The sequence below is a fragment of the Ottowia sp. VDI28 genome (assembly GCF_049532675.1).
In the GTDB taxonomy this organism is placed as follows: domain Bacteria; phylum Pseudomonadota; class Gammaproteobacteria; order Burkholderiales; family Burkholderiaceae_C; genus Ottowia.
In genome coordinates this window covers 1407747-1432700 of sequence record NZ_CP149820.1, presented here as the reverse complement: position 1 = coordinate 1432700, position 24954 = coordinate 1407747, and the positions used below count along the sequence as shown (strand labels likewise).

22 protein-coding genes are annotated in these 24954 nt (G+C 63.0%); 13 read left to right on the top strand and 9 right to left on the bottom strand.

Translation table 11 applies throughout. From position 1 onward, the window contains the following. Positions 1-7 precede the first annotated feature (7 nt). Genes WJU18_RS06690 through WJU18_RS06680 form a run of 3 tightly spaced genes read right to left on the bottom strand, consistent with a single transcriptional unit; the run spans position 8 to position 3223 of the window. Positions 8-922 (bottom strand): acetaldehyde dehydrogenase (acetylating), encoded by a 915-nt coding sequence (locus tag WJU18_RS06690; RefSeq protein ID WP_423459331.1) that lies wholly within the window; start codon positions 920-922, stop codon positions 8-10. A 21-nt stretch (positions 923-943) separates the two neighbouring features. Then, the gene (dmpE, locus tag WJU18_RS06685) at positions 944-1726 is read right to left on the bottom strand and encodes a 2-oxopent-4-enoate hydratase (protein ID WP_423459330.1); all 783 of its coding nucleotides are present in this window, start codon (positions 1724-1726) and stop codon (positions 944-946) included. A 36-nt stretch (positions 1727-1762) separates the two neighbouring features. Further along, positions 1763-3223, bottom strand: coding sequence for a 2-hydroxymuconic semialdehyde dehydrogenase (locus WJU18_RS06680; protein WP_423459329.1), 1461 nt, complete (start codon positions 3221-3223; stop codon positions 1763-1765). A gap of 254 nt (positions 3224-3477) precedes the next feature. Between WJU18_RS06680 and WJU18_RS06675 the strand changes: the two genes are divergently transcribed. Then, on the top strand, positions 3478-4269 hold the full coding sequence (locus WJU18_RS06675) for a GntR family transcriptional regulator (RefSeq protein WP_423459328.1): 792 nt from the start codon (positions 3478-3480) through the stop codon (positions 4267-4269). Here WJU18_RS06675 and boxA read toward each other — a convergent pair. From boxA to WJU18_RS06655, 4 genes are all read right to left on the bottom strand, one after another. After that, positions 4263-5561 carry a benzoyl-CoA 2,3-epoxidase subunit BoxA gene (boxA, locus tag WJU18_RS06670; RefSeq protein WP_423459327.1) on the bottom strand — a complete coding sequence of 433 codons (1299 nt, stop codon included), beginning with the start codon at positions 5559-5561 and terminating at the stop codon, positions 4263-4265. The two genes, WJU18_RS06675 and boxA, sit on opposite strands and share 7 nt — an antisense overlap. A 156-nt stretch (positions 5562-5717) precedes the next feature. Then, a complete protein-coding gene (boxB, locus tag WJU18_RS06665) occupies positions 5718-7145 on the bottom strand; it encodes a benzoyl-CoA 2,3-epoxidase subunit BoxB (protein ID WP_423459326.1) in 1428 nt (475 codons plus the stop codon). Between the two features lie 58 nt (positions 7146-7203). Continuing rightward, entirely contained in the window at positions 7204-8847 is a 1644-nt protein-coding gene (gene boxC / locus WJU18_RS06660) for a 2,3-epoxybenzoyl-CoA dihydrolase (protein ID WP_423459325.1), read from the bottom strand. Between the two features lie 137 nt (positions 8848-8984). Then, positions 8985-9890: a helix-turn-helix transcriptional regulator gene (locus WJU18_RS06655; RefSeq protein ID WP_423459324.1), complete on the bottom strand. Its 906-nt coding sequence runs from the start codon at positions 9888-9890 to the stop codon at positions 8985-8987. A 207-nt stretch (positions 9891-10097) separates the two neighbouring features. Between WJU18_RS06655 and WJU18_RS06650 the strand changes: the two genes are divergently transcribed. The 4 genes from WJU18_RS06650 (at position 10098) to WJU18_RS06635 (ending at position 13733) form a co-directional block, all read left to right on the top strand. Beyond that, the gene (locus tag WJU18_RS06650) at positions 10098-11666 is read left to right on the top strand and encodes a benzoate-CoA ligase family protein (RefSeq protein ID WP_423459323.1); all 1569 of its coding nucleotides are present in this window, start codon (positions 10098-10100) and stop codon (positions 11664-11666) included. 162 nt (positions 11667-11828) lie between these two features. After that, on the top strand, positions 11829-13073 hold the full coding sequence (locus tag WJU18_RS06645) for an alpha/beta hydrolase family protein (RefSeq protein WP_423459322.1): 1245 nt from the start codon (positions 11829-11831) through the stop codon (positions 13071-13073). A gap of 102 nt (positions 13074-13175) precedes the next feature. Next, positions 13176-13415, top strand: coding sequence for a type II toxin-antitoxin system CcdA family antitoxin (locus WJU18_RS06640; RefSeq protein ID WP_423459321.1), 240 nt, complete (start codon positions 13176-13178; stop codon positions 13413-13415). A gap of 3 nt (positions 13416-13418) precedes the next feature. After that, positions 13419-13733 (top strand): CcdB family protein, encoded by a 315-nt coding sequence (locus tag WJU18_RS06635; protein ID WP_423459320.1) that lies wholly within the window; start codon positions 13419-13421, stop codon positions 13731-13733. A 73-nt stretch (positions 13734-13806) separates the two neighbouring features. Here WJU18_RS06635 and apbC read toward each other — a convergent pair whose 3' ends face one another. Continuing rightward, a complete protein-coding gene (gene apbC / locus WJU18_RS06630; protein WP_423459319.1) occupies positions 13807-14898 on the bottom strand; it encodes an iron-sulfur cluster carrier protein ApbC in 1092 nt (363 codons plus the stop codon). 141 nt (positions 14899-15039) lie between these two features. Between apbC and metG the strand changes: the two genes are divergently transcribed. The 6 genes from metG (at position 15040) to WJU18_RS06600 (ending at position 23093) form a co-directional block, all read left to right on the top strand. Beyond that, positions 15040-17151: a methionine--tRNA ligase gene (metG, locus tag WJU18_RS06625; protein WP_423459318.1), complete on the top strand. Its 2112-nt coding sequence runs from the start codon at positions 15040-15042 to the stop codon at positions 17149-17151. A gap of 153 nt (positions 17152-17304) precedes the next feature. After that, positions 17305-19005 (top strand): SulP family inorganic anion transporter, encoded by a 1701-nt coding sequence (locus tag WJU18_RS06620; RefSeq protein WP_423459317.1) that lies wholly within the window; start codon positions 17305-17307, stop codon positions 19003-19005. Continuing rightward, the gene (locus WJU18_RS06615) at positions 19002-19928 is read left to right on the top strand and encodes a LysR substrate-binding domain-containing protein (RefSeq protein WP_423459316.1); all 927 of its coding nucleotides are present in this window, start codon (positions 19002-19004) and stop codon (positions 19926-19928) included. The genes WJU18_RS06620 and WJU18_RS06615 overlap by 4 nt, the downstream gene beginning before the upstream one ends. Before the next feature lie 98 nt (positions 19929-20026). Next, positions 20027-20725 (top strand): RraA family protein, encoded by a 699-nt coding sequence (locus tag WJU18_RS06610; RefSeq protein ID WP_423459315.1) that lies wholly within the window; start codon positions 20027-20029, stop codon positions 20723-20725. Beyond that, a complete protein-coding gene (locus WJU18_RS06605) occupies positions 20722-22110 on the top strand; it encodes an MmgE/PrpD family protein (protein WP_423459314.1) in 1389 nt (462 codons plus the stop codon). The genes WJU18_RS06610 and WJU18_RS06605 overlap by 4 nt, the downstream gene beginning before the upstream one ends. A 2-nt stretch (positions 22111-22112) precedes the next feature. Further along, positions 22113-23093 (top strand): tripartite tricarboxylate transporter substrate-binding protein, encoded by a 981-nt coding sequence (locus WJU18_RS06600; RefSeq protein WP_423459313.1) that lies wholly within the window; start codon positions 22113-22115, stop codon positions 23091-23093. A 72-nt stretch (positions 23094-23165) separates the two neighbouring features. On the opposite strand, the gene WJU18_RS06595 is transcribed toward WJU18_RS06600, so the two are convergent. After that, on the bottom strand, positions 23166-23702 hold the full coding sequence (locus WJU18_RS06595) for an outer membrane protein assembly factor BamE (RefSeq protein WP_423459312.1): 537 nt from the start codon (positions 23700-23702) through the stop codon (positions 23166-23168). A 95-nt stretch (positions 23703-23797) separates the two neighbouring features. Here WJU18_RS06595 and WJU18_RS06590 point away from each other — a divergent pair, with 95 nt between their 5' ends. Then, on the top strand, positions 23798-24022 hold the full coding sequence (locus tag WJU18_RS06590) for a DUF3460 family protein (protein WP_423459311.1): 225 nt from the start codon (positions 23798-23800) through the stop codon (positions 24020-24022). Between the two features lie 88 nt (positions 24023-24110). Then, positions 24111-24905 (top strand): segregation and condensation protein A, encoded by a 795-nt coding sequence (locus tag WJU18_RS06585; protein ID WP_423459310.1) that lies wholly within the window; start codon positions 24111-24113, stop codon positions 24903-24905. The last annotated feature ends 49 nt before the right edge of the window (positions 24906-24954 follow it).

Genomic DNA, 24954 nt, shown 5'->3' with positions numbered 1-24954 from the left:
TTCTCCTTCAGGCGGCCACGGCTTGGAGCTTGAGCGATCCGGCGAGGATTTCCTCGGCGAACATCTCGGCGGTGCGTGCGGCAGCGGCGGTCATGATGTCCAGGTTGCCCGCGTACTTGGGCAGGTAGTCGCCCAGCCCCTCCACTTCGAGGTACACGGACACGCGTTTGCCATCGAACACCGGACCGTTCACTAGCCGGTAGCCCGGCACGTATTTCTTCACCTCGGTGATCATGTCGTGGATGCTTTGGGTGATGGCGGCCTGGTCAGGTTCGTCCACCGTGAGGCAATGCACGGTGTCGCGCATGATCAGCGGCGGCTCGGCCGGATTGATGATGATGATGGCCTTGCCTTTCTTCGCGCCGCCCACCTTCTCGACCGCTCCCGCCGTGGTGCGCGTGAACTCATCGATGTTCTTGCGCGTGCCGGGGCCGACCGACCGGCTGGACACGGTGGCGACGATCTCGCCGTACGCCACCGGCTGCACGCGGCTCACGGCCGCCACCATGGGAATGGTGGCCTGGCCGCCGCAGGTGACCATGTTGACGTTCATCTCGGCCTTGCCCACGTGCTGCTTCAGGTTGACCGGCGGCACGCAATAGGGGCCGATGGCGGCGGGCGTGAGGTCGATCATCATCGCGCCCTCGGCGTTCACCTTGCGCGAGTTTTCCGCGTGCACATAGGCGCTGGTGGCGTCAAAGACGATCTGCACGCCGTCCTCGCGGATGTGAGGCACCAGGCCGTCCACGCCATCGGCCGTGGTCTTGATGCCCATCTCCTTGGCGCGCTTGAGGCCATCGGAGGTGGAGTCGATACCGACCATCCAGACGGGCTCCAGCACAGGGCTGCGCTGCAGCTTGGCCAGCAGATCGGTGCCGATGTTGCCCGGGCCGATCAGGGCGCATTTGATCTTCTTGTTCATGGCTTTTTCCTTGGGTATTCTTCAAATGAAGCGGACGGAGCACGATCCAATGCCGCCAATGCTCACGCGGAGGTTGTCACCCGCTTGCACCGGCACCATGATCGCCAGCGAGCCCGAGAGAACTACCTCGCCCGCCTCCAAGGCGATGCCATGCGCGCCCAGCGTGTTGGCAAGCCAGGCCACTGCATTGGCAGGGTGGCCCAATGCGGCGGCACCGGCGCCCGTGGCGACGATCTCGCCGTTCTTCTCCAGCACCATGCCGCAAGTGGCGAGATCGACGTCGCGCACATCCACCAACCGGTCGCCCAGTACATACACGCCGCAGCTGGCGTTGTCGGCCACGGTGTCCTGGATCTTGATCTTCCAGTCCTGGATGCGTGAATCCACGATCTCGAAGCAGGCCATCACGCCTTCGGTGGCGGCCAGCACGTCGGCCGCGCTCACGCCGGGACCCTTCAGCGTTTTCTTGAGCACGAAGGCGATCTCGCCTTCGGCCTTGGGCTGGATCAGGGTTTTGGCTTCGATGGCTTCGCCCTCGTTGTAGACCATGCCGTCGGTCAGCCAGCCGAAATCAGGCTGGAACACGCCGAGCATGTTCATCACCGCCTTCGAGGTGACCCCGATCTTCTTGCCCACGACCTTCTCGCCGGCATCGAGGCGGCGTTTCATCATCCGCTGCTGGATGGCGTAGGCGTCGTCGATGCTGATGTCCGGGTGGCGGTTGGTCAGCGGCTCGAGCGTGCGGCAGGCCTTGAGCGCTTCGTAGAGCTCGTCGCCGAGTTGGTTGATCAGTTCTGTTTTCATGTCACCTCATGTCTGATTTATCTATCTTCTGATGGGCTAGAACTTCACCATCACGTTGCGAAGATCAGTGTAGAACTCGAACGAATGCACGCCGCCTTCACGCCCGATACCTGACTGCTTGGAGCCGCCGAAAGGGGTGCGCAGATCGCGCAGGAACCAGCTGTTGATCCAGCACAGGCCGACCTCGATGGCCTGGCCCATGCGGTTGGCGCGGCTGATATCCTGCGTGAACACCGACGTGGCCAGGCCGTACCGGTTATTGTTGACCTTGCCCAGCACTTCCTCTTCGGTGTCAAAGGGTGAGATGTGGCAGCAAGGCCCGAAAATTTCCTCGGTGATGACAGCGGCTGTTTCGGGCAAACCGGTCCAGATGGTCGGCTGCACCCAGCAGCCGTCCTTCAGGGCCGCCGGCATCTCGGGCACGCCGCCACCGGTCACCACCGTGGCGCCCTCTTCCCTGGCCCTCCGGTAGTAGGACAGCACCTTTTCCTGGTGTTCCTTGCTGATGACCGGACCGATCTTCGTGTCTTTCTCGAACGGCAGGCCGGGCTTCATGGTCTCTGCCTTGTCCTTCAGCGCGGCAACGAACCGGTCGAAAATCGGGCGCTCCACATAGACACGTTCGGTGCCCAGGCACACTTGCCCGGCATTCTCGAAGCAAGAGCGCGTCACGGTATCCACCGCCACCTGGAAATCGCAGTCGGCGAACACCACTGCCGCGTTCTTGCCGCCCAACTCCAGCGACACCGGGCGCACCCCGACCGCAGCGGCCTGCATGATGGCCGTGCCGGTACGGGTTTCGCCCGTGAAGGTGATGCCGTTCACATCAGGATGCATGGTCAGCATCTGGCCGGCGGAGCCCGGCCCGAAGCCGTGCACCACGTTGTACACGCCCTTGGGCACGCCCACCGCGTTCATCACTTCGCCCAGAAGCGTGGCGGTGGCCGGCGTTTCTTCCGAGGGCTTCACCACCACAGTGTTGCCGCAAGCCAGTGCTGGTCCGACTTTCCAGGTCATGAGCAGAAGCGGCAGGTTCCACGGGCACACCACCGCGATCACGCCGCGCGGCACGCGCACGCCATAGCTGAGCGCCGATTTGCCGTCGGGTGTGCGCATGGTGAAGGATTCGGTCGACATGCTCTTGATCGTGTCGGCGAAGACCTGGAAATTGGCCGCGCCGCGCGGGATGTCGACGTGGGAGGCCAGGGCATGCGGCTTGCCGGTATCGGCGATTTCGGCTTGCAGGAAATCATCGAAGCGGCGGTTGATTTCAAGGGCCACGGCATCAAGCAGCCGAACGCGCTCGCCGACGGCGATGCGACCCCAGTCGCCCTTGAGCGCCGCCTTGGCCGCCGCCACGGCGGCATCCACCTCAGGCTGGCCGGCTTCGTGCACTCGGCCGATGACGCTGCCATCCACCGGATTACGGTTCTCGAAAGTCTTGCCGCCGGCGCTCCGGACGTACTCGCCGTTGATGAAGTTGAGAAATTCTTTCATTTCACGTCCCTGGTTTCCGTGTGTCTGCAACGGGTGTGCCGCACTGAAGACTGACGGCGCTTCAATTGCTTTGAGGCCTGGGGCGGATTCTAGGATCAGAATTTTCTGTTGTCCACAAAAATCTCGATAATTAAATTTTCATACGGAATTATTAGATCGAAATAGGCATTGAAACGTCATCTTTATCGATATTTATACAGATTTTTGGCTTAAAACACTCTTCTGGCTGGCAGATCACTGCTATGCTTGCCCTCATGGCCAAACGACCTGCCCTCATCGCTGCCTTTTCCGACGAGCTTCCCCAAGGCGATGACGCCGGCTTGCCCCGCACCCTGATCGAGCGGGCGTACACGCAGTTGCGCGATGACATTGTGGAAGGCCGCATTCTTCCCGGCGAGAAGTTGCGGGTGGAACACCTGCGTCTGCGCTACGGCGTCAGCGCGGGCACCTTGCGGGAGGCACTCAACCGCCTGGTCAGCGACGCCTTGGTCGAGGCCGAGGGCCAGCGTGGCTTCAGGGTGACCCCTGTCACCATGCAGGATCTGGATGATCTGACGGATCTGCGGGTACGGATCGAGATCGAGGCGCTGCGGCAGTCCATACGCCATGCGAACGCCCCCTGGCGCGAGGAGTTGCAGCAGGCGTACACATTGATGTCAGACATCGAGCGCCCCCTGCTTCCAGAGCGCGTTCAGCGCTGGGAGGCCGCGAACACGCAGTTCCACGAGGTGCTGGTGGCCAACTGCGGCTCCGCCTGGACGCTCAGGCTCCTGCGCATCCTGAACCGCCACAGCGAGCGCTATCGCCGTTTTGCCATCGGCATCGGCCAAGGCCGGCGCAACGTGCACGACGAGCATCGCGGCATCTTCGAGGCGGCCATGGCGGGCAATGAATTGCGCGCCGCGCTGGAGCTGGAGGCGCATATCCGGGCTACGCCGGAGTTGCTGAAAGCCGCGGCACGTGAGGGCGTGGATATATTCAGCGCCTATAAGACCCCTGCAGGGTGCGCACAAAGTGCGCACCCTGCCCACAGGGAGGGTCAATAAGTCTCCAGGTGCAGCCGGCCTTCCTTCTTGAGCTTGCCGCCGACCTCTTCCCAGCTCAGTCCCGCGTTTTGCACCACATCACGCAGCGCCAGGACCACGCCCTCTTCCATGCTCTTCAGACCACAGACAAAGAGGAAGGTATTTGGATCCCGCAGCAGACCCACCAGATCAGCCGCGCGTTCACGCATCAGATCCTGCACATACTTCTTCGGCTGATTGGGCGTCCGGCTGAAAGCGAAGTTGGTGTCGATGAAATCCTTGGGCAGGCTTTGCAGCGGACCGAAGTAAGGCAGTTCCTCCTGGGTGCGGGCGCCGAAGAACAGCATCAGCTTGCCGCCTTCGAACTTGCCTGACTTGCGCAGGCGCCGCCGCCATTCGGTCATGGCGCGCATGGGCGCGGAGCCCGTGCCGGTGCAGATCATCACGATGTTCGATTTCGGGTGGTTGGGCATCAGGAAACTGATGCCGAAAGGCCCCGTCACCTGCACCTGATCGCCCACCTTCAGGTCGCACATGTAGTTGCTGGCCACGCCGCGCACCGGCTTGCCCTGGTAGTCTTCCAACACGCGCTTGATGGTCAGACTGATGTTGTTGTAGCCGGGCCGCTCGCCGTTGCGCGGGCTGGCAATGCTGTACTGGCGCGGATGATGCGGCTTGCCCCTTTCGTCCACTCCGGGCGGAATGACGCCGATGCTCTGCCCTTCCAGGACAGGAAACGGCATGGCGCCAAAATCCAGCACGATGTGGTGGGTGTCGTAGTCCTTGCCGACATCGGTCACACGCACATTGCCCACCACGGTCGCGGTGATGAATTTGTCGGCCGCTTTCGGGCCGTAAAGGTTGGCATAGGCGTGCGCGGCCGACCAGGGCGGCGTCGTGGCACCATAGGCGGAGGAATTGAAAGGCGCTTCGCCGGTAGGATCCGCGGCGGGCGCCGCTGCCTGCGCTTGCGGCACCAGATCGGCGGCCTGGTCAGCTTCGCCGCCGCCTGCACCCATTTCGGCCAGTTGCTCGGCCGTCAGCTCGGCAGGCAACTCGTCCCAGCCGAATTGCTCCTCGATGGTGTAGGGCTTGGCGCGTGCCACGATGCGCCAGTTGTCAATGCTCCCCGTTGGGCACGGCGAAATGCAGTCCATGCACATGTTGCAGACGTCTGCCTTGACCACGTAGTTCATCGAATCGTGCTCGATGGCATTGACTGGGCAGATGGACTCGCAAGTATTGCAGCGGATGCAGATCTCTGGATCAATCAGGTGCTGCTTGAGGACGGTGGAGTCAGTGGAGGTGTCCATGATTGCGGTCTTTTCGTGGGGCTGTGACAAATGACTTCGCCGCTGGCGCGGCTTGATGACAGATGATTTTTACGTCATTTGCCACGAATGCCAAGCGAGCGGCGAGAAGTCATGTGCGCGCCTGGAGCTCAGGCGCGCACTCCCAGCGCTTTGGTTTCAGTTGAAGCGCACGTACTCGAAGTCGATCGGCTGGCGATTGATGCCGATGACGGGGGGCGCGATCCAATTGGCGAACTTGCCGGGCTCGACCACGCGGCCCATCAGGGAGGCTACATAGGCGCGGTCTTCGTCGGTGGGCAGCCACTCGCCAACTTTCTGGCTCCACTCCTGCTCGCTCACCACACGGCCGTCTGGAGAAACCTTGGCGCCGGAGAGCGAACCGATGTTGCGGTGGAACGCCTTGTGCGGCACCGTGAGCTTGACAGGGATGCCGGCCTTGTCGATCACGCGGTTCCAGCGCTCGACCCCGGCACGGGAATCGGTGATGTAGTCGTCGCGCAGCACTTCGTTCAGCGCGTTCAGCATCGGCACTTCCTTCTCGACCAGCTTGCCGCCTTCGATGTTCAGCACCTTGTAGGTCTGGCCTTTCAGCGCGTGATCATCCTGGCGCTTGCCTTCTTCATAACGGCCTTTCAGGCCCGAGCTGTAGAAGGTGGCGGCGTTGCTCGATTCGTCGGCGCCGAACAGGTCGATCGTGACGCTGTAGTGGAAGTTGATGTAGCGCTGGATCGTCGGCAGATCGATCACGCCCGCCGCGCGCAGCTTGGCCACGTCGTCGGTCTTGAGCTCGTTCATGGCATTGACGGTGCGCTGGATCACGCGGGAAATACCGGATTCACCCACGAACATGTGGTGGGCTTCTTCGGTCAGCATGAACTTCGTGGTACGAGCCAGCGGATCGAAGCTGCTCTCTGCCAGGGCGCAGAGCTGGAACTTGCCATCACGGTCCGTGAAGTACGTGAACATGAAGAAGGCCAGCCAATCGGGCGTCTTCTCGTTGAAAGCCTGCAGGATGCGGGGGTTGTCATCGTGACCGCTGCGGCGCTCCAGCAGCGCTTCAGCTTCCTCGCGGCCGTCGCGGCCGAAGTAGCGGTGCAGCAGGTAAACCATGGCCCACAGGTGGCGGCCTTCTTCCACGTTGACCTGGAACAGGTTGCGCAGGTCGTACTGGCTGGGGCAAGTCAGGCCCAGATGGCGTTGCTGCTCGACCGATGCCGGCTCCGTGTCGCCCTGCGTGACGATGATACGGCGCAGATTGGCGCGATGTTCGCCGGGCACGTCTTGCCAGGCGGCTTCGCCTTTGTTGTCACCGAAGTGGATCTTGCGGTCCTGCTCGGCCGGGTTCAGGAAAATGCCCCAGCGGTAATCAGGCATCTTGACGTGGCCGAACTGGGCCCAGCCCTGCGGATCCACGCTGATGGCGGTGCGCAGGTAGACATCGAAATTCTGCGAGCCGTCCGGTCCCATGTCCTTCCACCATTCGAGGTAGTTGGGCTGCCAATGCTCCAGCGCGCGCTGCAGCGTACGGTCTTCGGACAGGTTGACGTTATTGGGAATCTTTTCGCTGTAGTCGATGCTGCTCATGGGAATCTCCTCTAGGAAAGGTTGATCGTGAAGCGTGTGGGGCCGTGAGATGGATGGTTCAGACGCGGTTCAGATCGAACTGGGCCTTGTCTCCCTTGCCATACACCTTGAGCGCACCCTTTTCGCCCACGGCATTGGGGCGCTGGAAAATCCAGTTCTGCCAAGCAGTCAGGCGGCCGAAGATGCGAGTCAGCATGTTTTCCCGTTGCGCGAAGCGCAGGTTGGCTTCCAGGCCGGTCAGTGCATCGGGGCTCATGGCTGCACGCTCTTCGAAGGCGATGCGGATTTCGTCGGCCCAATCGATATCGTCAGGCGTGGCGGTCACCAGGCCCAGCGCCAAGGCCTCCTTGGGACTCAGGGCTTTGCCAGCGGCATCGCGCACGGCGTCCATCGGGCCTTGCTCTTCGTAGAAGCGGCGAGCCAGGCGCGATTGGCCGTTGACCATGGGCAGCAGCCCGAAGTTGAAGGAGTCGAGCATGATGCTGGCGGCGTTCTCGTCGTCGAGCATGTAGGCGCGGTCGGCGCAGAAAGCCAGCTCGGCCAGGATGCCGGCGAAGCAGGAACCGGGTTCGACCAGGGCGAACAGGGAGCGCGAGGTCACGTCCAGGCGAGCAAAGGTCCGGCGCAGCATGCCGATGGTTTCGTTCACGAACCAGTGCTCGCGGTGCGTTTCCAGCGCTTGGCCGGCAGCCAGTACAGCAGCGGCGTCGCCACTGGTCTTGAGCACCCAGGTGCCGATGTCCAGCTCGTTGGTGCGCATGTGCAGGATGGCGTCATCCAGCTCGCGCGCCATGGCCAGCGGCCACCAGGCCACCCCGGCGGCTTCGATACCGGCGATGTCCTGCGGCTGCGCGGCGGCCGGCGCCTTCACCGTGAAGACGGCCTGGCGCTTGGCGCGGTCGATTTCGATACCGACGTTGGCATAGCTGATCTTGTCACCGTCGATCTGGCGCTCGATCGTGGTCAGCGCCACGCCCTTGCCGGCGCCGCGGCGGCTGCCTTCAGCCAGTTCGGCAGCGCGCTTGGCCACGGCCTCCTTGAACACCTGGGGCTTGGCGATGGCATCCACCAGGCGCCAATCCACCGCGCGCTGGCCGCGCACGCCTTCCACGCTGGTGCAGAAGATGTCGGCCAGATCGTGGCGCACATGGCGCTTGTCCGTCACACGGGTCAGGCCGCCGGTGCCGGGCAGCACGCCCAGCAGGGGTACTTCAGGCAAGCTGACGGACGAGTTGCGGTCATCCACCAGGATGATCTCGTCGCAGGCCAGGGCCAACTCGTACCCGCCGCCAGCGCAGGCGCCATTGACGGCGGCAATGAATTTCAGGCCGCTGTGCGCACTGCTGTCTTCGATGCCGTTGCGGGTTTCATTGGTGAATTTGCAGAAATTCACCTTCCAGCCATGGCTGGACACGCCCAGCATGAAAATGTTGGCGCCGGAGCAGAACACCTTCTCCTTGGCGCTGGTCACGATGACGGTCTTGACTTCGGGGTGCTCGAAACGCACGCGCTGCAGCGCATCGTGCAGCTCGATATCCACGCCCAGGTCGTAGCTGTTGAGCTTGAGCTTGTAGCCGGGGCGCAGGCCCGCGTTTTCGTCGATATCGATCGCCAGGTGCGCGGTGCTGCCCTCGAACGACAGCTTGAGGTGGTGGTACCGGCTCGGCTCGGTCCGATAGTCGACAGTCAGATCTTGCGTCATGGTGGAATCCTTGGGGCTGAAATTGTTCTGAAGTGGCACTGGCTTGACGGGCGATCAAGACAAGGCCGCGAAACCAGTTCATGAATAATAGTGCATGAATCCGGATTCGTCAATGCACTTTAGTGCAGAAATTTATTTCAAATGGAAAGGGCTTCGCCCACCAGCTGCCGCAGCGCCAAGTAAGAAGCATCTTCATCCTTGTGGTGGCTGGTGTCAAAGCGCAGATCCGCCTTGGCATAAAAGGCGGAACGGCCGGCCAGGATGCGCTTGAGGTCTTCCATGGCCTCCGAACTGGCGGCCATGGGCCGCATATCGCCCTGGGCCGCCACGCGGGCCATGTGTTCGGCAGGGTCTGCCTGCAGCCATATGGTGGTGCAGTGCTGCAGCAGCAGGTTGAAGTTGGCGGCATCGGCCACCAAGCCGCCCGGCGTGGCAATCACCACCTCGGGGTAGATCTGAATGGCCTCCTCCAGCGCACGGCGTTCGTAGCGGCGGTACGCATTGGTACCGTAGAGGTTGTGGATTTCGTTGATGCTGCAGCCGGCAAACTGCTCGATCTCGCGGCTCAGCTCCACGAAGGCATAACCCAGATCAGCCGCCAGGCGCTTGCCAAGCGTGGTCTTGCCGGCGCCGCGCAGGCCGATCAGCGCAATGCGCGCACTCTTGGCGCGATCGACGCCATGGCTATGGAACAGCTCGCCCAGCGACTGGCGGGCGCGCCGCAAGTCGGCCTCGCTGCGCCGCTCCAGCAGCTCGCGGATCATCAGCCATTCAGGCGATGAAGTAGTCACGTCGCCCAACAATTCAGAGAGTTCGCAATGCAATGCATGCGCTACCTGAAGCAGTACCAGGATCGACACGTTTCCTGCGCCGTACTCCAGATTGGCCAGATGGCGCTCGGACACTTCAGCGGCCTTGGCCACGGCCTTGCGTGTCATGCCGCGGCGGGAGCGCAGCGTACGCACCCGCTCCCCCAGAGCAATCAAAAAAGGATGGCGCCCGGCATCCGCCGTGGTCGAAGCTTCTTCAATCTCCATGCTCATTCTTTGTTTTTGGATAGCTTGATATGCACTTTACTGCATGTTATAGTGCAAGCAGAATAATGCATTTCAACATGGAGTTGGTGAAATATCAATCCGGTGAACGACGAAATCCGGAAGACCAGTTCACTCGTTGCCCGCTCCACTGCTCCGCCGTAGGATCACCTTTCGTATCCCAAGCCAGTCATTCACCTGTTGGAGACAAGCCTCATGAGCACCCCAGCCCCGCTGCCAGAGCGTTTCAATTTCGCTGAACATCTGCTTGCACAAAATACCGGCCGGGCCGGCAAGGCCGCCTTCATCGACGACCACGGTACCCTGAGCTACGGCCAGCTCGACGAGCGTGTGCGCCGCATGGCGGCCGGCCTGCGCAGCCTGTCCCTGCACCGCGAGGAACGGGTGTTGGTGCTCATGCAAGATGGCAATGACTGGCCAGTGTCCTTTCTCGGCGCCATGTACGCGGGCCTGGTACCCGTGGCCGTGAATACGCTGCTCACGGCGGATGACTATGCCTACATGCTGGAGCACTCCCGCGCCCAGGCCGTGCTGGTATCGGGCGCTGTGCTGCCCACGCTGAATGCCGCCCTGACCAAGAGCGATCATGAAGTGCAGAAAGTGATCGTCTCGCATCCGCAGGCACCCCTGCACCCTTCAGAGATCGAATTCGAAGCCTTCCTGGCTGCCCACGCGCCGCTGGACAAACCCGCCCCCACCGGCCCTGATGACCCTGGTTTCTGGCTCTATTCCAGCGGCTCCACCGGCCGCCCCAAGGGCACGGTGCATTCGCATGGCAACCCTTATTGGACCTGCGAGCTCTATGCCAAAGGCGTGCTGGATCTGAAGGAGGACGATGTCTGCTTCTCAGCCGCCAAGCTGTTCTTCGCCTATGGCATGGGCAATGGATTGACTTTCCCCATGAGCGTGGGTGCCACCACGCTGCTGATGGGCGAGCGCCCCACACCGGAAGCCACCTTCAAACGCTGGACCGGCCTGGTGGGCGACGTCAAACCCACCGTGTTCTTCGGTGCGCCCACGGGGTTCGCGGGCATGCTCGCGCATCCGCAACTGCCGGCACGTGAGCTTGTCGCCATGCGGCTGGTGTCCTCCGCCGGCGAGGCGCTGCCCGCCGAGCTGGGGGAGCGCTTCAAGGCGCACTTTGGCGTGGATATCGTGGATGGCATCGGCTCCACCGAGATGCTGCACATCTTCCTCTCGAACCGGCCGGACAAGGTCCGCTATGGCTCCACCGGCTGGCCGGTGCCAGGCTATACGGTGGAACTGCGCGGTGAAAATGGCGAACCCGTGCCTGACGGTGAACCGGGTGATCTCTACATCCAGGGCCCATCGGCGGCCATGATGTACTGGGGCAACCGCCAGAAAACACGCGATACCTTCCAAGGCGGCTGGACCAAGAGCGGCGACAAGTACGTGCGCAACGAAGACGGCAGCTATACCTATGGCGGCCGCAGCGACGACATGCTGAAGGTGAGCGGCATCTATGTGAGCCCCTTCGAGGTCGAAGCCACGCTGGTGCAACACCCTGCGGTGCTGGAGGCTGCCGTGATCGGCAAGGACGACGCCGACGGCCTGACCAAGACCAAGGCCTTCGTGGTGCTCAAATCGGGCCAGAAGGTGACGGAGGACGAGCTCAAGGCGTTCGTGAAGGAGCGCCTGGCGCCCTATAAGTATCCGCGCTTCATAGAGTTCGTGACCGAGCTGCCCAAGACCGCGACCGGCAAGATCCAGCGGTTCCGGCTGAGAGAGCAAGAACGCGGGTAGAAAAAATCCTCACAGGGCACCCAAGGAAGCCCGCACACTGCGAAAAACGTGCTGTTTTCACGGGTTCCTGAAGTAAGAGCGGTTTAAGTAGGCGCTTGAGCGCCTCGCGAGGGTCTGCGTGGCTACTCTATGGGGTTGTCTACATTTCGACCCCATTGCCTCATGCGGATTTCGCCCTCCCGACTGACTCGACTCCGCCAACTCACCCGCTGGTGCGCGCTGGCTGCCCTATCCGCCAGCCTGGTGGCTTGCGGCGGTGGCGACAGCGGCGGTGCGGAGCCTCCGGCACCTGCTCCAGCCCCCGCGCCACCGCCCATGCCGGCGCCCGAGGAACAGGGCGGCCTGCGATCAGCGCAATTCGTGAATACGTTGACCGCCACGCAGGTGCAAGCGGCCTTGGCCGACAGCCGGTTAGGCCCCGAGACCACAGCTGTTGCTCGCTACGGCGTCAGCAACTACCGCATCACATACACGACCACCGACAAAAATGGCCAGCGGGTAGTGGCGTCCGGGTTGGTCAGCGTACCCGCTAAAGCTACCGGCGCGGCCAGCCCTGTGCTCAGCTACCAGCACGCCACGATCTTCCACAACGACGAGGCGCCCAGTATCCGGACTGAACCCGGTGAACCGCCCATGGTGCTGGCTTCGCAAGGCTACATCGTGGTGTCGCCAGACTACGTGGGTTTTGGCAGCACCCAGGACCTGGAACACCCTTACCTGACCGCCGAGGCGACCGCCAACGCCGTGGTCGATCTGCTGGTTGCCGCGCAATCCTGGCGCTGGCAGCAAGGCGTGGCCGACAACGGTCAGCTTTTCCTGGCGGGCTATTCGGAAGGAGGTTATGCCACCATGGCGGCTCACCGCGCCCTGCAAGGTATCGGCACCCATGGGTGGCTCACTCAGCAAGTGGTGGCGTCTGTTCCTGGCGCTGGTCCCTATGATGTCAAATTCACACTGGATGAATTGCGCGAGGGCCTGCCAAGCTGGCTGCGGGCACTGTTCAATCCCGGCAATCTGAGCCGTGCGCCAGAATCCGTGCGCAACGAAGTCCGCCGCTTGCTCATGGGGCGGCTATTTCCCGGCGACGCTGATGTCGCCTATCAAACCCTGTTCATAGACCGCTATCTGGCCGATGACCGGGACGCGATTGCCCGCGACCACAGCGTTCACCTGGGCTGGGCGCCTCAGGCGCCGGTCTACCTCTTTCATGGCCAGGACGACCGGACCGTCCCTTACGGTGCTTCGGTCAGCGCACTACAAGCACTGCGTAGCGCCGGAGCAGGGGCCGGTGCCGCGAACGTGAGCCTGACCGACTGCACCACGGGGGACCGCGGCCATCTGGGCTGTGTGCCAGAGTACTTCGAGTTCACGATGAAGCGCCTGGGCTCATTGGCACGGGATCTGTGACAGGGGTTGGGGCCATGGCGAGCCCCAAAAATTCTTGGCGGATAAATGATGCGCATAAAATATGCGCATCATTTATCCGCTAATCGATTGAAGAGGCCCACCGTGCTCCGCTTCGACAACGCCCCGAAGAAATCCACCAATCTTTCGCTCAACAGCAAGGTGCTGGAAGCCGCGCGGAACATGGGCATGAATTTGTCCCAGACTGTGGATGAACTTTTGGCAGCCGAAGTCCAGCGCCGTTATTGGGAGCGCTGGAATGAAGACAACCAGGAGGCCATTGCGGCGTACAACGAGCGCATCGCCACCGAAGGGCTGCCGCTCGCGAAATACCGGAGCTTCTGAACGATGGCTCGCTTCGATGTCTACCGGCACCCTGATCCGGCCTTGCGCAAGGCCACGCCGTTCCTGCTCGACGTACAAAACGAGTACATCAGCGGCATCCATACTCGGGTGGTTCTGCCCTTGCGGGCAGCCCGCCTCTTGTCTCTTCCCATGCGGGATCTCAACCCCGCACTGGAAGTCGATGGCGTGGCCGTCGTACTTGATACAGCCGCCATCGGCGCCATACCCTTGTCTGAACTGAAAACGCCCGTAGCGAACCTGCGAACAGATGCAGACTTGATCGCCAATGCGCTGGACACCTTGTTCGGAGCCTATTGAGCTCCGGAGTCAGTCTGCCCGGTGCGCTGGCTAGCCTTCAAAGGAGAGGCTGGCTTAGAGCGTGTTCAAAGTCTCAAGTATCCTGAGAAATCTTGATCGACGGGAATTTGGACGAAAAATCCTTGGCCTTGGCCGCGATCTTCAGGGCGACCTGCCTGGCCACGGACTTGTAGATACCGGCGACTTCGCCATCAGGATCGGACACCACCGTGGGGTTCCCGCTGTCGGACTGCGCGCGGATCGACAGCGCCAGCGGCAGGGCCCCCAGGTAATCGATGCCCTTTTCGGCCGCGTAGCGCTTGCCGCCTTCGGCGCCGAAGATGTGTTCCACATGGCCGCAGTTGGTGCACACGTGCACCGCCATGTTTTCCACCAGGCCGAGAATGGGCACGCCCACTTTCTCGAACATGGCCACGCCCTTCTTGGCATCCGCCAGTGCAATATCCTGCGGGGTGGTGACGATCACGGCGCCGGTCATGGGCACGCGCTGGCTCAGCGTGAGCTGGATGTCGCCGGTGCCGGGCGGCAGGTCGATGATCAAATAGTCCAGATCGCGCCAGTTGGTCTGGCGCAGCAGTTGCTCCAGCGCCTGGGTGGCCATGGGACCGCGCCAGATCGTGGCTTCGTCGGGATCGACCAGGAAACCGATCGAGTTGACCTGCACGCCGTGATTTTCCAGCGGCTCCATGGTCTTGCCGTCAATGGTCTCCGGGCGGCCGCTGATGCCCATCATGATGGGCATGCTCGGGCCGTAGATGTCGGCATCCAGAAGGCCCACGCTCGCTCCCTCGGCGGCCAGGGCCAGGGCCAGGTTCGCCGCCGTGGTGCTTTTGCCGACGCCGCCCTTGCCCGAGGCCACCGCGATGATGTTCTTCACGTTGGGCATGAGCTGCACGCCCCGCTGCACGGCATGCGATGTGATCTTGGTCGACATCTGGACCGAGACGTTCTGCACACCTTCCACGCTCCTCGCCGCCGCGATCAAGGCCTGGCGCAGCGCCGGGATCTGGCTTTTGGCGGGATAGCCCAGCTCGATGTCGAAGGAGACGTCGCCGCCGCCCGCGTGCAGGTTCTTCAATTGCTTGGTCGATACGAAATCACGCCCCGTATTGGGGTCGATCACGGTTTGCAGGGCGGCCATCAGCGCGCCTTCATTCACAGCCATCGGGGCTTCTCCTTTTTCCCGAGAGTCTAGCGGTTCGCCAGGATTCCATGCTGCAGGGGCGGCTAAAGCCGCTCATGCAGGGGAAAAACAGGTGGTGGAGTAGCCCGCATAAAATTAGAGGTTCATCCTAGAGAGCCCCGAATGACCGCGCAGCGCCAGATCTTCGTCACCACCGCCTTGCCGTACGCCAACGGCACGTTCCACATCGGCCACATCATGGAATACATCCAGGCCGATATCTGGGTGCGCTTTCAGAGGATGCAGGGGCATGCGGTGAATTTCGTCGGCGCGGACGACGCCCACGGCGCGCCGATCATGATCGCCGCCGAGAAGGCCGGCAAGACGCCCGAGCAGTTCGTGGCCGATATCGCGGCCGGGCGCAAGCAGTATCTTGACGGTTTTCACATCAGCCACGACAACTGGCACAGCACGCACAGCCCGGAAAACACCGCGCTGGCACAGTCGATCTACAAGGATCTGAAGGCCGATGGCCTGATTTCCTCCCGCACCATCGAGCAGTTCTTCGATCCGCAGAAGGGCATGTTCCTGCCTGACCGCTTCATCAAGGGCGAATGCCCGAACTGCCACGCCAAGGACCAGTACGGTGACAACTGCGAAGTCTGCAGCGCGGTCTATTCGCCCACGGACCTGATCGAGCCCTACTCGGCGCTCACGGGCGCCAAGCCCGAGCTGAAAAGCAGCGAGCACTTCTTCTTCAAACTGTCCGACCCGCGCTGCGTGGAGTTCCTGGAAAGGTGGACACAGGACGGGCGCCTGCAGAGCGACGTGGCCAACAAGGTCCGCGAATGGATCGCCCCCGGCGACGACGGCAAGCCCAAGATGGGCGACTGGGACATCTCCCGCGATGCGCCCTACTTCGGCATCGAGATCCCCGATGCGCCGGGCAAGTATTTCTATGTCTGGCTCGACGCGCCCGTGGGCTACCTGGCCAGCCTGAAGAACCTGCTGGAAAAGCGCGGCGAGAGCTACGACGCCTACATGGCGCAGCCGAACCTGGAGCAGTACCACTTCATCGGCAAGGACATCATCACCTTCCACACCCTGTTCTGGCCGGCCATGCTGAAATTCAGCGGCCGCAAGGTGCCCGACAACGTGTTCGTCCACGGTTTCCTGACCGTGAACAATGGCGAGAAGATGAGCAAAAGCCGAGGTACCGGCCTTGATCCGCTCAAATACCTGCAGTTGGGAATGAATCCCGAGTGGCTGCGCTACTACCTGGCGGCCAAGTTGTCGGCGCGCAATGAAGACCTGGACTTCAACGCCGAAGACTTCATGGTGCGCGTAAACAGCGACCTGGTGGGCAAGTATGTCAACATCGCCAGCCGCGCCGCGGGCTTCATCCACAAGCGTTTCAATGGCCGCCTGGGCGAGATTTCAGCCGACGGCGACGCGCTGCTGACCCATCTGCGCGATGCGCTTCCCACGGTGAGCGGCCTCTACGCCGAGCGCGAGTTCGGCAAGGTGGTGCGCGAGATCATGGCGCTGGCCGATCGCGTGAACGCCTATGTGGACCAGAACAAGCCCTGGGAACTGGCCAAGAAGGAAGGCATGGAAACCCGCCTGCACGATGTGTGCACGGTGTGCATCGAGGCCTTCCGCATTCTTACCATCTATCTGAAGCCGATCCTGCCCAAGCTGGCGGCCGATGTGGCGCTCTTCCTGATACTGCCGCCCGAGGATTTTGCCGCCGCCCTGAAACCGCTGGGCGCGGGTGCGCAGATTGGCGAGTACCAGCATCTGATGCAGCGCGTGGACGTGAAGCAGCTCGAGGCGCTGTTCGAACCTCCGGCTGGCGCGCCCCAAGCGCCCGCCGCCGGTTCAGCGTCCAGTACAGCGCCTGCAACCAGCGCCCCTGGCGGCGAGCCGCTCGCACCCACGATCTCGATCGATGACTTCGTCAAGGTGGACCTGCGCATTGCCAAGATCGTGGCCTGCGAAAAGGTCGAAGGCTCCAGCAAGCTGCTGCGCCTGACGCTCGATGCCGGCGAAACGAGCGAAGACGGCCAACCGAAGCTGCGCAATGTCTTCAGCGGCATCGCCAGCGCCTATCAACCCGAGCAACTGGCTGGCAAGCTCACGGTGCTGGTCGCCAACCTGGCGCCGCGCAAGATGAAGTTCGGCGTGAGCGAAGGCATGGTGCTGGCTGCCAGCCACGCCGACGAGAAGAAAAACCCGGGCATCTACGTGCTGGAGCCTTGGCCTGGGGCGCAGCCCGGAATGAGGGTGGGGTAACCACCCGCTGAGGCGCTGACGCGCCTTCCCCCTCTCTCTTCGGGAGGGGGACGCAGCCAGCGGCCCTGGCAAAGCCAGCTCCGCGGCTACCACGCACGGCCTGCTTCGCAACGCCCAAATCCCTCTCAGGAAGATGGGTATATATTCAAAGGCATGAATTTCGCCTTGCCTCGCTTTCGTCCGCGTCTTGTCGATGCCTTGAAGGACTATGACAAGGCGCGGCTCACCAAGGATGTGGCGGCGGGGGTGACTGTCGCGGTGGTGGCGTTGCCGCTGGCGATGGCCTTTGCCATTGCTTCCGGGTTGAAGCCCGAGGCGGGGATTTTTACCGCCATCATTGCCGGGTTCATCATCTCGGCGCTTGGTGGCAGCCGTGTGCAGATCGGGGGGCCGGCGGGGGCGTTCATCGTGATCGTCTACGGCATCGTGCAGCAGTATGGGGTAGCGAATCTGATCATCGCCACCGCGATGTCGGGCGTGCTTCTGATCCTGATGGGCCTTTTCAGGCTGGGCACGCTGGTGCGTTTCATTCCGATCTCGGTAGTCATCGGTTTTACCAACGGCATTGCGGTGCTGATCGGACTTTCGCAGATCAAGGATTTTCTGGGCCTGAAGATCCCTCACATGCCAGGCGATTTCTTCGGCATTCTGGGCGCGCTGTGGAGTCATCTGCATACGCTGAACCCCTGGGCGCTGGGCGTGGCGCTGGTCTCGCTGGCGATCATCGTCGGCTGGCAACGCGGGGCCGCGCGCATTCCCCGTCTCGGGCCGATCCTGCCGTTCGGAGACAAGCTTTCCAGCGTGCCGGGCTCCATCGTGGCCCTGGTGCTGGCCACGGCGGTGGTGGGCATTTTCAACCTGCCGGTGGAAACCATCGGCAGCAAGTTCGGCGGCATCCCGGCCGCGCTGCCGGCGTTCGCCCTGCCTAGTTTCAGCTGGGAATCGGCGCGCTTTCTGCTCATGCCGACCATCACGCTGGCGCTTCTGGGCGCCATTGAGTCGCTGCTCTGCGCACGCGTGGCCGACGGCATGATCGGAGATCGGCACGACCCCAACCAGGAGCTGATGGCACAGGGCCTGGCGAACTTCGTCACCCCGTTCTTCGGCGGCATGCCAGCCACGGGCACCATTGCGCGCACGGTCACCAACGTGAAGAACGGCGCCACCAGCCCGGTGGCCGGCATGGTGCATGCGTTCACCCTGCTGGCGGTGATCCTGATCGCCGCCCCCCTGGCCAGTTCGATCCCTCTGGCGTGCCTGGCGGCCATTCTGATGTTCGTGGCCTGGAACATGGGCGAATGGCGCGAATTCACGCGCCTTCGCACCTACCGCCTGCCTTACCGGATCACCTTGCTGGCGGTGTTCTTCCTGACGGTGGTGTTCGATCTCACGGTCGCGGTGCAGTTCGGCATATTCGCCGCCTGTCTGACCTTCATCTACCGCATCTCCAGCCTCTCGCGCTCAGAGCAGCTCACGGCGGCAGAATACCCGGCCCTGGCCGGCCATGAGGCGAAACTGCAGGCTTGGCGGCTCTATGGCGCCCTCTTCTTCGGCGCCACCAAACTGGTCGAGGCGCTGGAAGACCACTTGCCGCCGCAAACGCTCGTGCTGGACCTGAAGAACGTGATCTATGTCGACTCCACAGGCGCGGAGGCGCTGGAGAACCTGGTGGCCACGTGCCACAAGCGGGGCGTGCGCCTCATCGTGAGCGGATTGATGAACCAGCCGCTGGATATCGCCCGGCGTACTGGTTTGCTGGGGCAGCTGGAAGCTCAGGCGGGCGATCTGCAGCCGGATGTGGCGGCTGCTGTGGAGGAGGCCGTGCGGACCTTCAAGCCGGAGCCTCTTGAATGACACGGATCCGCCTGCCCTCCACCGCCACGCTGACGGTCTTCGAGACTGCCGCGCGGCATCTGAATTTCGGCCGCGCGGCGGCCGAGTTGCATCTGACACAGGGCGCGGTCAGCCAGCAGGTGCGCCACCTGGAAGCGCAGCTTGGCGTGGCGCTGTTCGCGCGTGTGCGCCAGCGCGTACTGCTGACCAGCGCGGGCGAGCGCTATCTCCGGGAAGTCAGGCGCATCCTTCGCGATCTAGGGGAGATCACGCACCAGGCAATGGCCACTGGCGACAGGGAATTGCTCAACCTCGCCTCTGTGCCCACCTTCGCCGTGAAGTGGCTGGTGCCGCGCCTGTCGGGGTTCTTCGCGAGGCATGCGCATATCAACCTGAACCTCGTGTCGCGCAACGCACCTTTCAACTTCAATGCCGAGCCCTTCGATGCCGCCATTCACTACGGCGAGCCCTCATGGTCCGGGGCCATCTGCACCCAGTTGCTGGACGACGACATGGGGCCCGTCTGCAGCGCGCACTATCAGCGCTCGCTGGGCCTGTATGCCCCCGCGGATCTGGAACGCGCCACGCTGCTGCAACAGTTCACACGCCCCTCGGCGTGGCAGGAATGGTTCGCCGAGGTCCAGGTGGATCCCGCCAACGCCTTCCAGGGGCCGCGCTTCGATAGCTTCAACATGATCCTGGAAGCGCTGCAGGCCCACATGGGCGTGGGCTTGCTGCCGCGCTTTCTGGTGACCGAGGGCATCGCCCGCGGCAAACTGGTTCGCCTCTCGGCCCAAGGGTTGCCCAGCACGCGAGGCTACTACCTGGTATGCCCGGAAGCCAAACAGGATGCCCCGGCAGTAGCCGCATTCCGGGATTGGCTGCTTGAGGAAATCGCCCGGCCACCGACTCTTGAGCCGGATACAGGCAGCTCAAGTTCATAAGTTTTTCTATTCAACCAATTATTATTAATCGCTTTTCCAATAGGGAAGCGCTCGGGACAATACGCAGCATTCATTAAGCAGCTTGCGGAACTCCTCCAATGTCCCTGAACACCCCTGATCGTCGCTGGAAAAACCCGCTGACGCCGTTCGTGTTCAACCGCGATGCCGAGCGGCCCGCCGCCGAAGATGTCGCCACGCTGGCCAGTGCCGACGTCACCCGCATCAGCGACCTGGCAGGACGGATGTACACCTGCCACCCGTCCATCCATTCGCTCATCGCCCCTGCCCTGCCGCTGTGCGGGCCGGCCTTCACCGTCAAATGCCCGCCGGGCGACAACCTGGGCGTGATGGCGGCCGTGCGCCACATAGGCCGGGGCGACGTGCTCGTAGTGGACGGCCTGGGCTTCACCCAATGGTGCATGGGCGGCTTTGAATTGCTCAAGTACGCCCGTGATGAGCGTGGCATGGCCGGATTGCTGGTGCATGGCGCCTGGCGCGATGTGCTGGAGGCCCAGGCCGAAGGCCTGCCGGTCTATGGCCTGGCTGTTTCGCCACATTCGGGGCCCAAGCTCGGCCCTGCGGAAATCAATGTACCCGTGGGTTGCGCAGGCGTGGTGATCAGCCCGGGGGATGTGGTCTGCGCCAGCGGCGAAGGCGTGGCGGTCGTCCCGCGCGGCAGCGTGGCCGCCGTAGCCCAGGCGTTGCGCAACAGCGCGGGCGGCCATGGCATCGAGCATTTTCTGCAGGAGATGGATCAGCACGTCGCGGCCTGGTTTCCGGAAGGCCTGCCCCGATGAATCCCCCCGGCCTGACGCAGGCGCTGGCTACCTTCGTAGCCGGCCTGCACCCCGACGACATCCCGCCCGCCGCGCGTGAGCAAGCGCGCCGTGCCATGGCAGACTGCCTGGGCAGCGCCCTCGCCGGGGTGGATGAGGACGTGGCGCGCATCGCCACCGCCGTGCATTCGCGGCCGGACGGCATCTGCACCCTCTGGGGCTCCACCAGGCATGCCGATGTCGGCGAAGCCGCGCTCATCAATGGCTGCGCCGCCCATGCCCACTCGCTGGACGATACACACGAATCCATGCGGGGACATCCCTCCGCGCCCTTGGTACCCGCCGTCCTGGCACTGGGTGAGATGGTGAACGCGAGCGGCGAGGATCTCCTGACTGCCTATGTTGCGGGCGTGGAAGTGGCGGGCCGCCTGGGGCGTGGTGTCAACGACCGGCATTCGCAACTGGGCTGGCACACGACCAGCACACTGGGCACCGTGGGCGCGGCAGCGGCCTGTGCCTGGCTGCTGCGGCTCGATGGCGTCCAGACCACTCGTGCCCTGGCCTTGGCCGCTTCCATGGCTGGCGGGTTACGCGCGAATTTCGGCACCATGGCCAAGGCACTGCAGGTAGGCCTGTCCGCTCAGCGCGGCATGCAGGCAGCCCGCCTGGCCGCCGCCGGCATGACGGCCAGCCCCATGGCATTGGAAGGACATGAGGGGTTTCTGCAACTCTTCTGCGACGATGGCAGCGCAGACGCAGCCCGCGCCCTGCACGGCCTGGGCGAACGCTTCGAGGTGCTCACGCCCGGAATCGTCTACAAGCAATACCCTACCTGCTCCTTGATGCATGCACTGATCGATCTGGTGCTGCAGGCACGGGCCCAGAGGCTTTTCTCAGCTGGCCATCAGTCGTCATCCCTGGAACTGCGCTGCGGCATCAGCCAGCGCCTGGAGGCCGCCCGCGGCAAGAGCTGGCCCGCCGCAGGACTGGCCGCCAAGTTTCACGTCGAGTACTGCGTGGCAGTGGCCGCCCGCGACGGCACTCAGGGTGTGGCTGACTTCACCGACCAGGCGCTCTTACGCCCAGGTCTGCGCGAATGGGCCCGTCAGGTGCACCTATCGGTGGGGCAAGACTTTCCGCCGGGCAACGGCGACTATGCCGAACTGACCGTTCTGAGGGACGGCAGGGAAATCTTCCGCCAGCGCCAAGCCAAGCCGCTCGGCCATCCCAGCATGCCGCTCTCAGCTGCCCAGCATGAAGCCAAATTCACGGCTTGCGCCGGGCCAGCCCTCGGCGCGGCGCATACCCGCCGCTTGCTCGGTCAACTCCGCTCAACCCCTCCTTGCTCGGCGCGTGAATTGGCACAGGCGCTCGCGCTTCCATCAGACAACAGAAAGGCATCTTAGGCATGTTTACCATCTCCCGCCGCCGGCTCCTGGCCGCTGCAGCCGCGCCCTTGACTGCTCATGCCGGATTCGTCCACGCACAGAACAGAGGCAATGATGCCTCCATCATCGTTGGGTACCCTCCCGGCGGCTCGCTGGACGCCATGGCACGGGTGCTTGCGCAGCGCCTGGGCGCCTTGCGCGGAAACTCCGTCATCGTGGACAACAAACCGGGGTTTTCCGGCAACATCGGCGCGCAGTATGTCGCCAAATCGCCGCCCAATGGCGCTACGCTGCTGATGACAGCGCTGACCACCTACGCGATCAACCAGAAGCTGATGGATGCCACGATGGGCTACGACCTGCTGAAGGACTTTCAGCACGTCGCCATCGTGGGCTATTTGCCCAATGTGCTCATCGTGCCGGCAAGCCTGGGGGTCAACACCCTGCAGGACTTCATCAAGGCGTCCAAGGCCAAACCGGGCGGCTTCTCGATCGCGTCGACCGGCAATGGCTCCCTGGAGCATATCGCAGGCGAAATGTTCAAGCGAGCCACGGGTACCGACATGCTGGCAGTGCCCTATAAGGGCTCCACCCCCGGCGTGACGGACCTGATCGGCGGACAGATCCAGGCCATGTTCGTCAACACGACCACGGCCATCAACAACCTCAAGACCGGCCGCATCAAAGCGCTCGCCATTGCGGGCCCGAACCGAGTGGCGGCGCTGCCTGGTGTGCCCACGCTGGCCGAGCAAGGCGTGAAAATGAGCAACGATGTGGTTTCCATTTTCGGCATCGCGGCACCGGCAGCCACCCCGCTGGCGGCTGTGAACCAGCTCAATGCAGACCTCAATACCGTGCTGCGTGAGCCCGAGGTCAATAGCCGCTTCTCAGCACTTGGCGTGGAAGTCGTGACAGAGAACACCGCCTACGCACGCGATCGCATCAGGAAGGAAGTCGGCACGTGGGACCGCGTGATCCGTGAAACAGGTATCACGCTGTAAGAACGTCCATACGCTCCAGGAAGGTGCGAAGGGTCTTGCGGAGAAGAAGCAAGGCAGCGGAGCCTGTTGAGCTTAGCCGCCACCACGCATCTCAGGCCCATCCATATCAGGCCCTGTTTCAGTCCGCATTACCCGGTAGTCCGGGCTGAAAACCACATGGAACATCTTTTTCGCGCTGTCGGAAGGGTCCAGGAACCGCCAGGACCAGATCACCTCATTCTTGAGCTTATAAGGCACCTGCTTGGCCGGCTTGCCCAGCATCTGCCGCACCTCTTCGACTCCCATGCCCGGCCGCACGCGGCCGAAGTTGTCGGGATTCAGCACCTGCCGCAGCGCACTCATCTTGCCATCCGGCCCGATGCTGATCATGTAGTTCTGCGTGCCCTCGGGCTGGCGGTTGTATTCGAAGATGCGCGTGCCGCCGGAGCCGTTCCAGACGCGCTCAGGCTGGCCGAAGCGGGCGGTGACGTCCGCTTCTGTCGAAACGCCCTCCTCCAGCTCGCGGATGGCCTGCGGATCGCAAGCCGCCAAGCCCAGCAGGCCAATGGCCAGCAGCGCACCGGCCACGTGACGGGAAAAGGACAGAGAAAAGTGCAAAAGACTTTGCATGGGCAGGTACCGGTAAAATCGACGGCAATCAACAGATGCTGGCAGTGTAGTGTTTGAGTTCCTGCTTTGCCGTCAGCAAAAACCGACAGAAATCTATGTCCCTCGCCAACTTTTTCCGCCGCCCTCACTACACCTCGGACACCACTGACTTCATCGCGCAACTCAAGCACGACAAGCCGGGGCTCGATCAATCCCAGCGCCAGGGCCGTGCCCTGCTGTGGGACCGCCAGATCGATCGGGATCTGCAATCCGAGTTTCGTGCCGGCCGCGTACCGCAAAAGCCCTACGTGTACCAAAACGCCCCTGCGGCCGACCGGTAAACACGCGCTTTCTGCCCCGAATGAAACCGGCCGCCGACGCCGCGGATCTGCTGGCCGCCGCGCCAGCGGAAGAAGTGGCCTCCCCCAGGTGATCGACCACGTGGCCGTGGCGCGCCTGTATGGCGAGCCGCTGTTTGCGCTGCCGCAGGATCTGTACATCCCGCCGGATGCGCTGGAAATCTTTCTCGAAGCCTTTGAAGGCCCGCTGGATCTGCTGCTCTACCTGATCCGCAAGCAGAATTTCAACATCCTCGACATCCCGATGGCTGCGGTGACACGGCAGTATCTGAGCTACGTCGACGAAATCCGCAGCCGCAACCTGGAGCTGGCGGCCGAGTATCTGCTGATGGCGGCAATGCTGATCGAGATCAAATCGCGCATGCTCCTGCCGCCCCGCAAGGCCGCCGAGGGAGAGGAGCCCGAAGATCCGCGCGCGGAACTGGTGCGCCGCCTGCTCGAATACGAACGCATGAAGCTGGCCGCGGCGCGCCTGTCGGAGGTGCCGCAGCATGGGCGGGATTTCCTGAAAGCGCAGGTGTATGTCGAGCAGAGCTTGCAGCCCCGCTTTCCCGACGTGGAAATCGGCGACCTCCAGGCCGCCTGGCAGGACATCCTGGGGCGCGCGAAGCTGGTGGCCCACCACAAGATCAGCCGCGAGGAACTGAGCGTGCGCGAGCACATGAGCATGGTGCTGAAAAAGCTCCAGGGCCGCCGCTTTGCGCCTTTCGAGGAGCTGTTCGACGTCGAGCAGGGGGCGCCCGTGCTGGTGGTCACGCTGCTGGCCCTCCTGGAACTGGGCAAAGAAACCCTGGTGGAAATTACCCAAGCCGAGGCGTTCGCGCCGATCTACGTTCGCCTAGCCTATCAACCAAGCTCCCCCTGAGGCGCTTACGGCCGGGCCAAGCTCCCTCCCCGGCATTCCCGAATGGCCT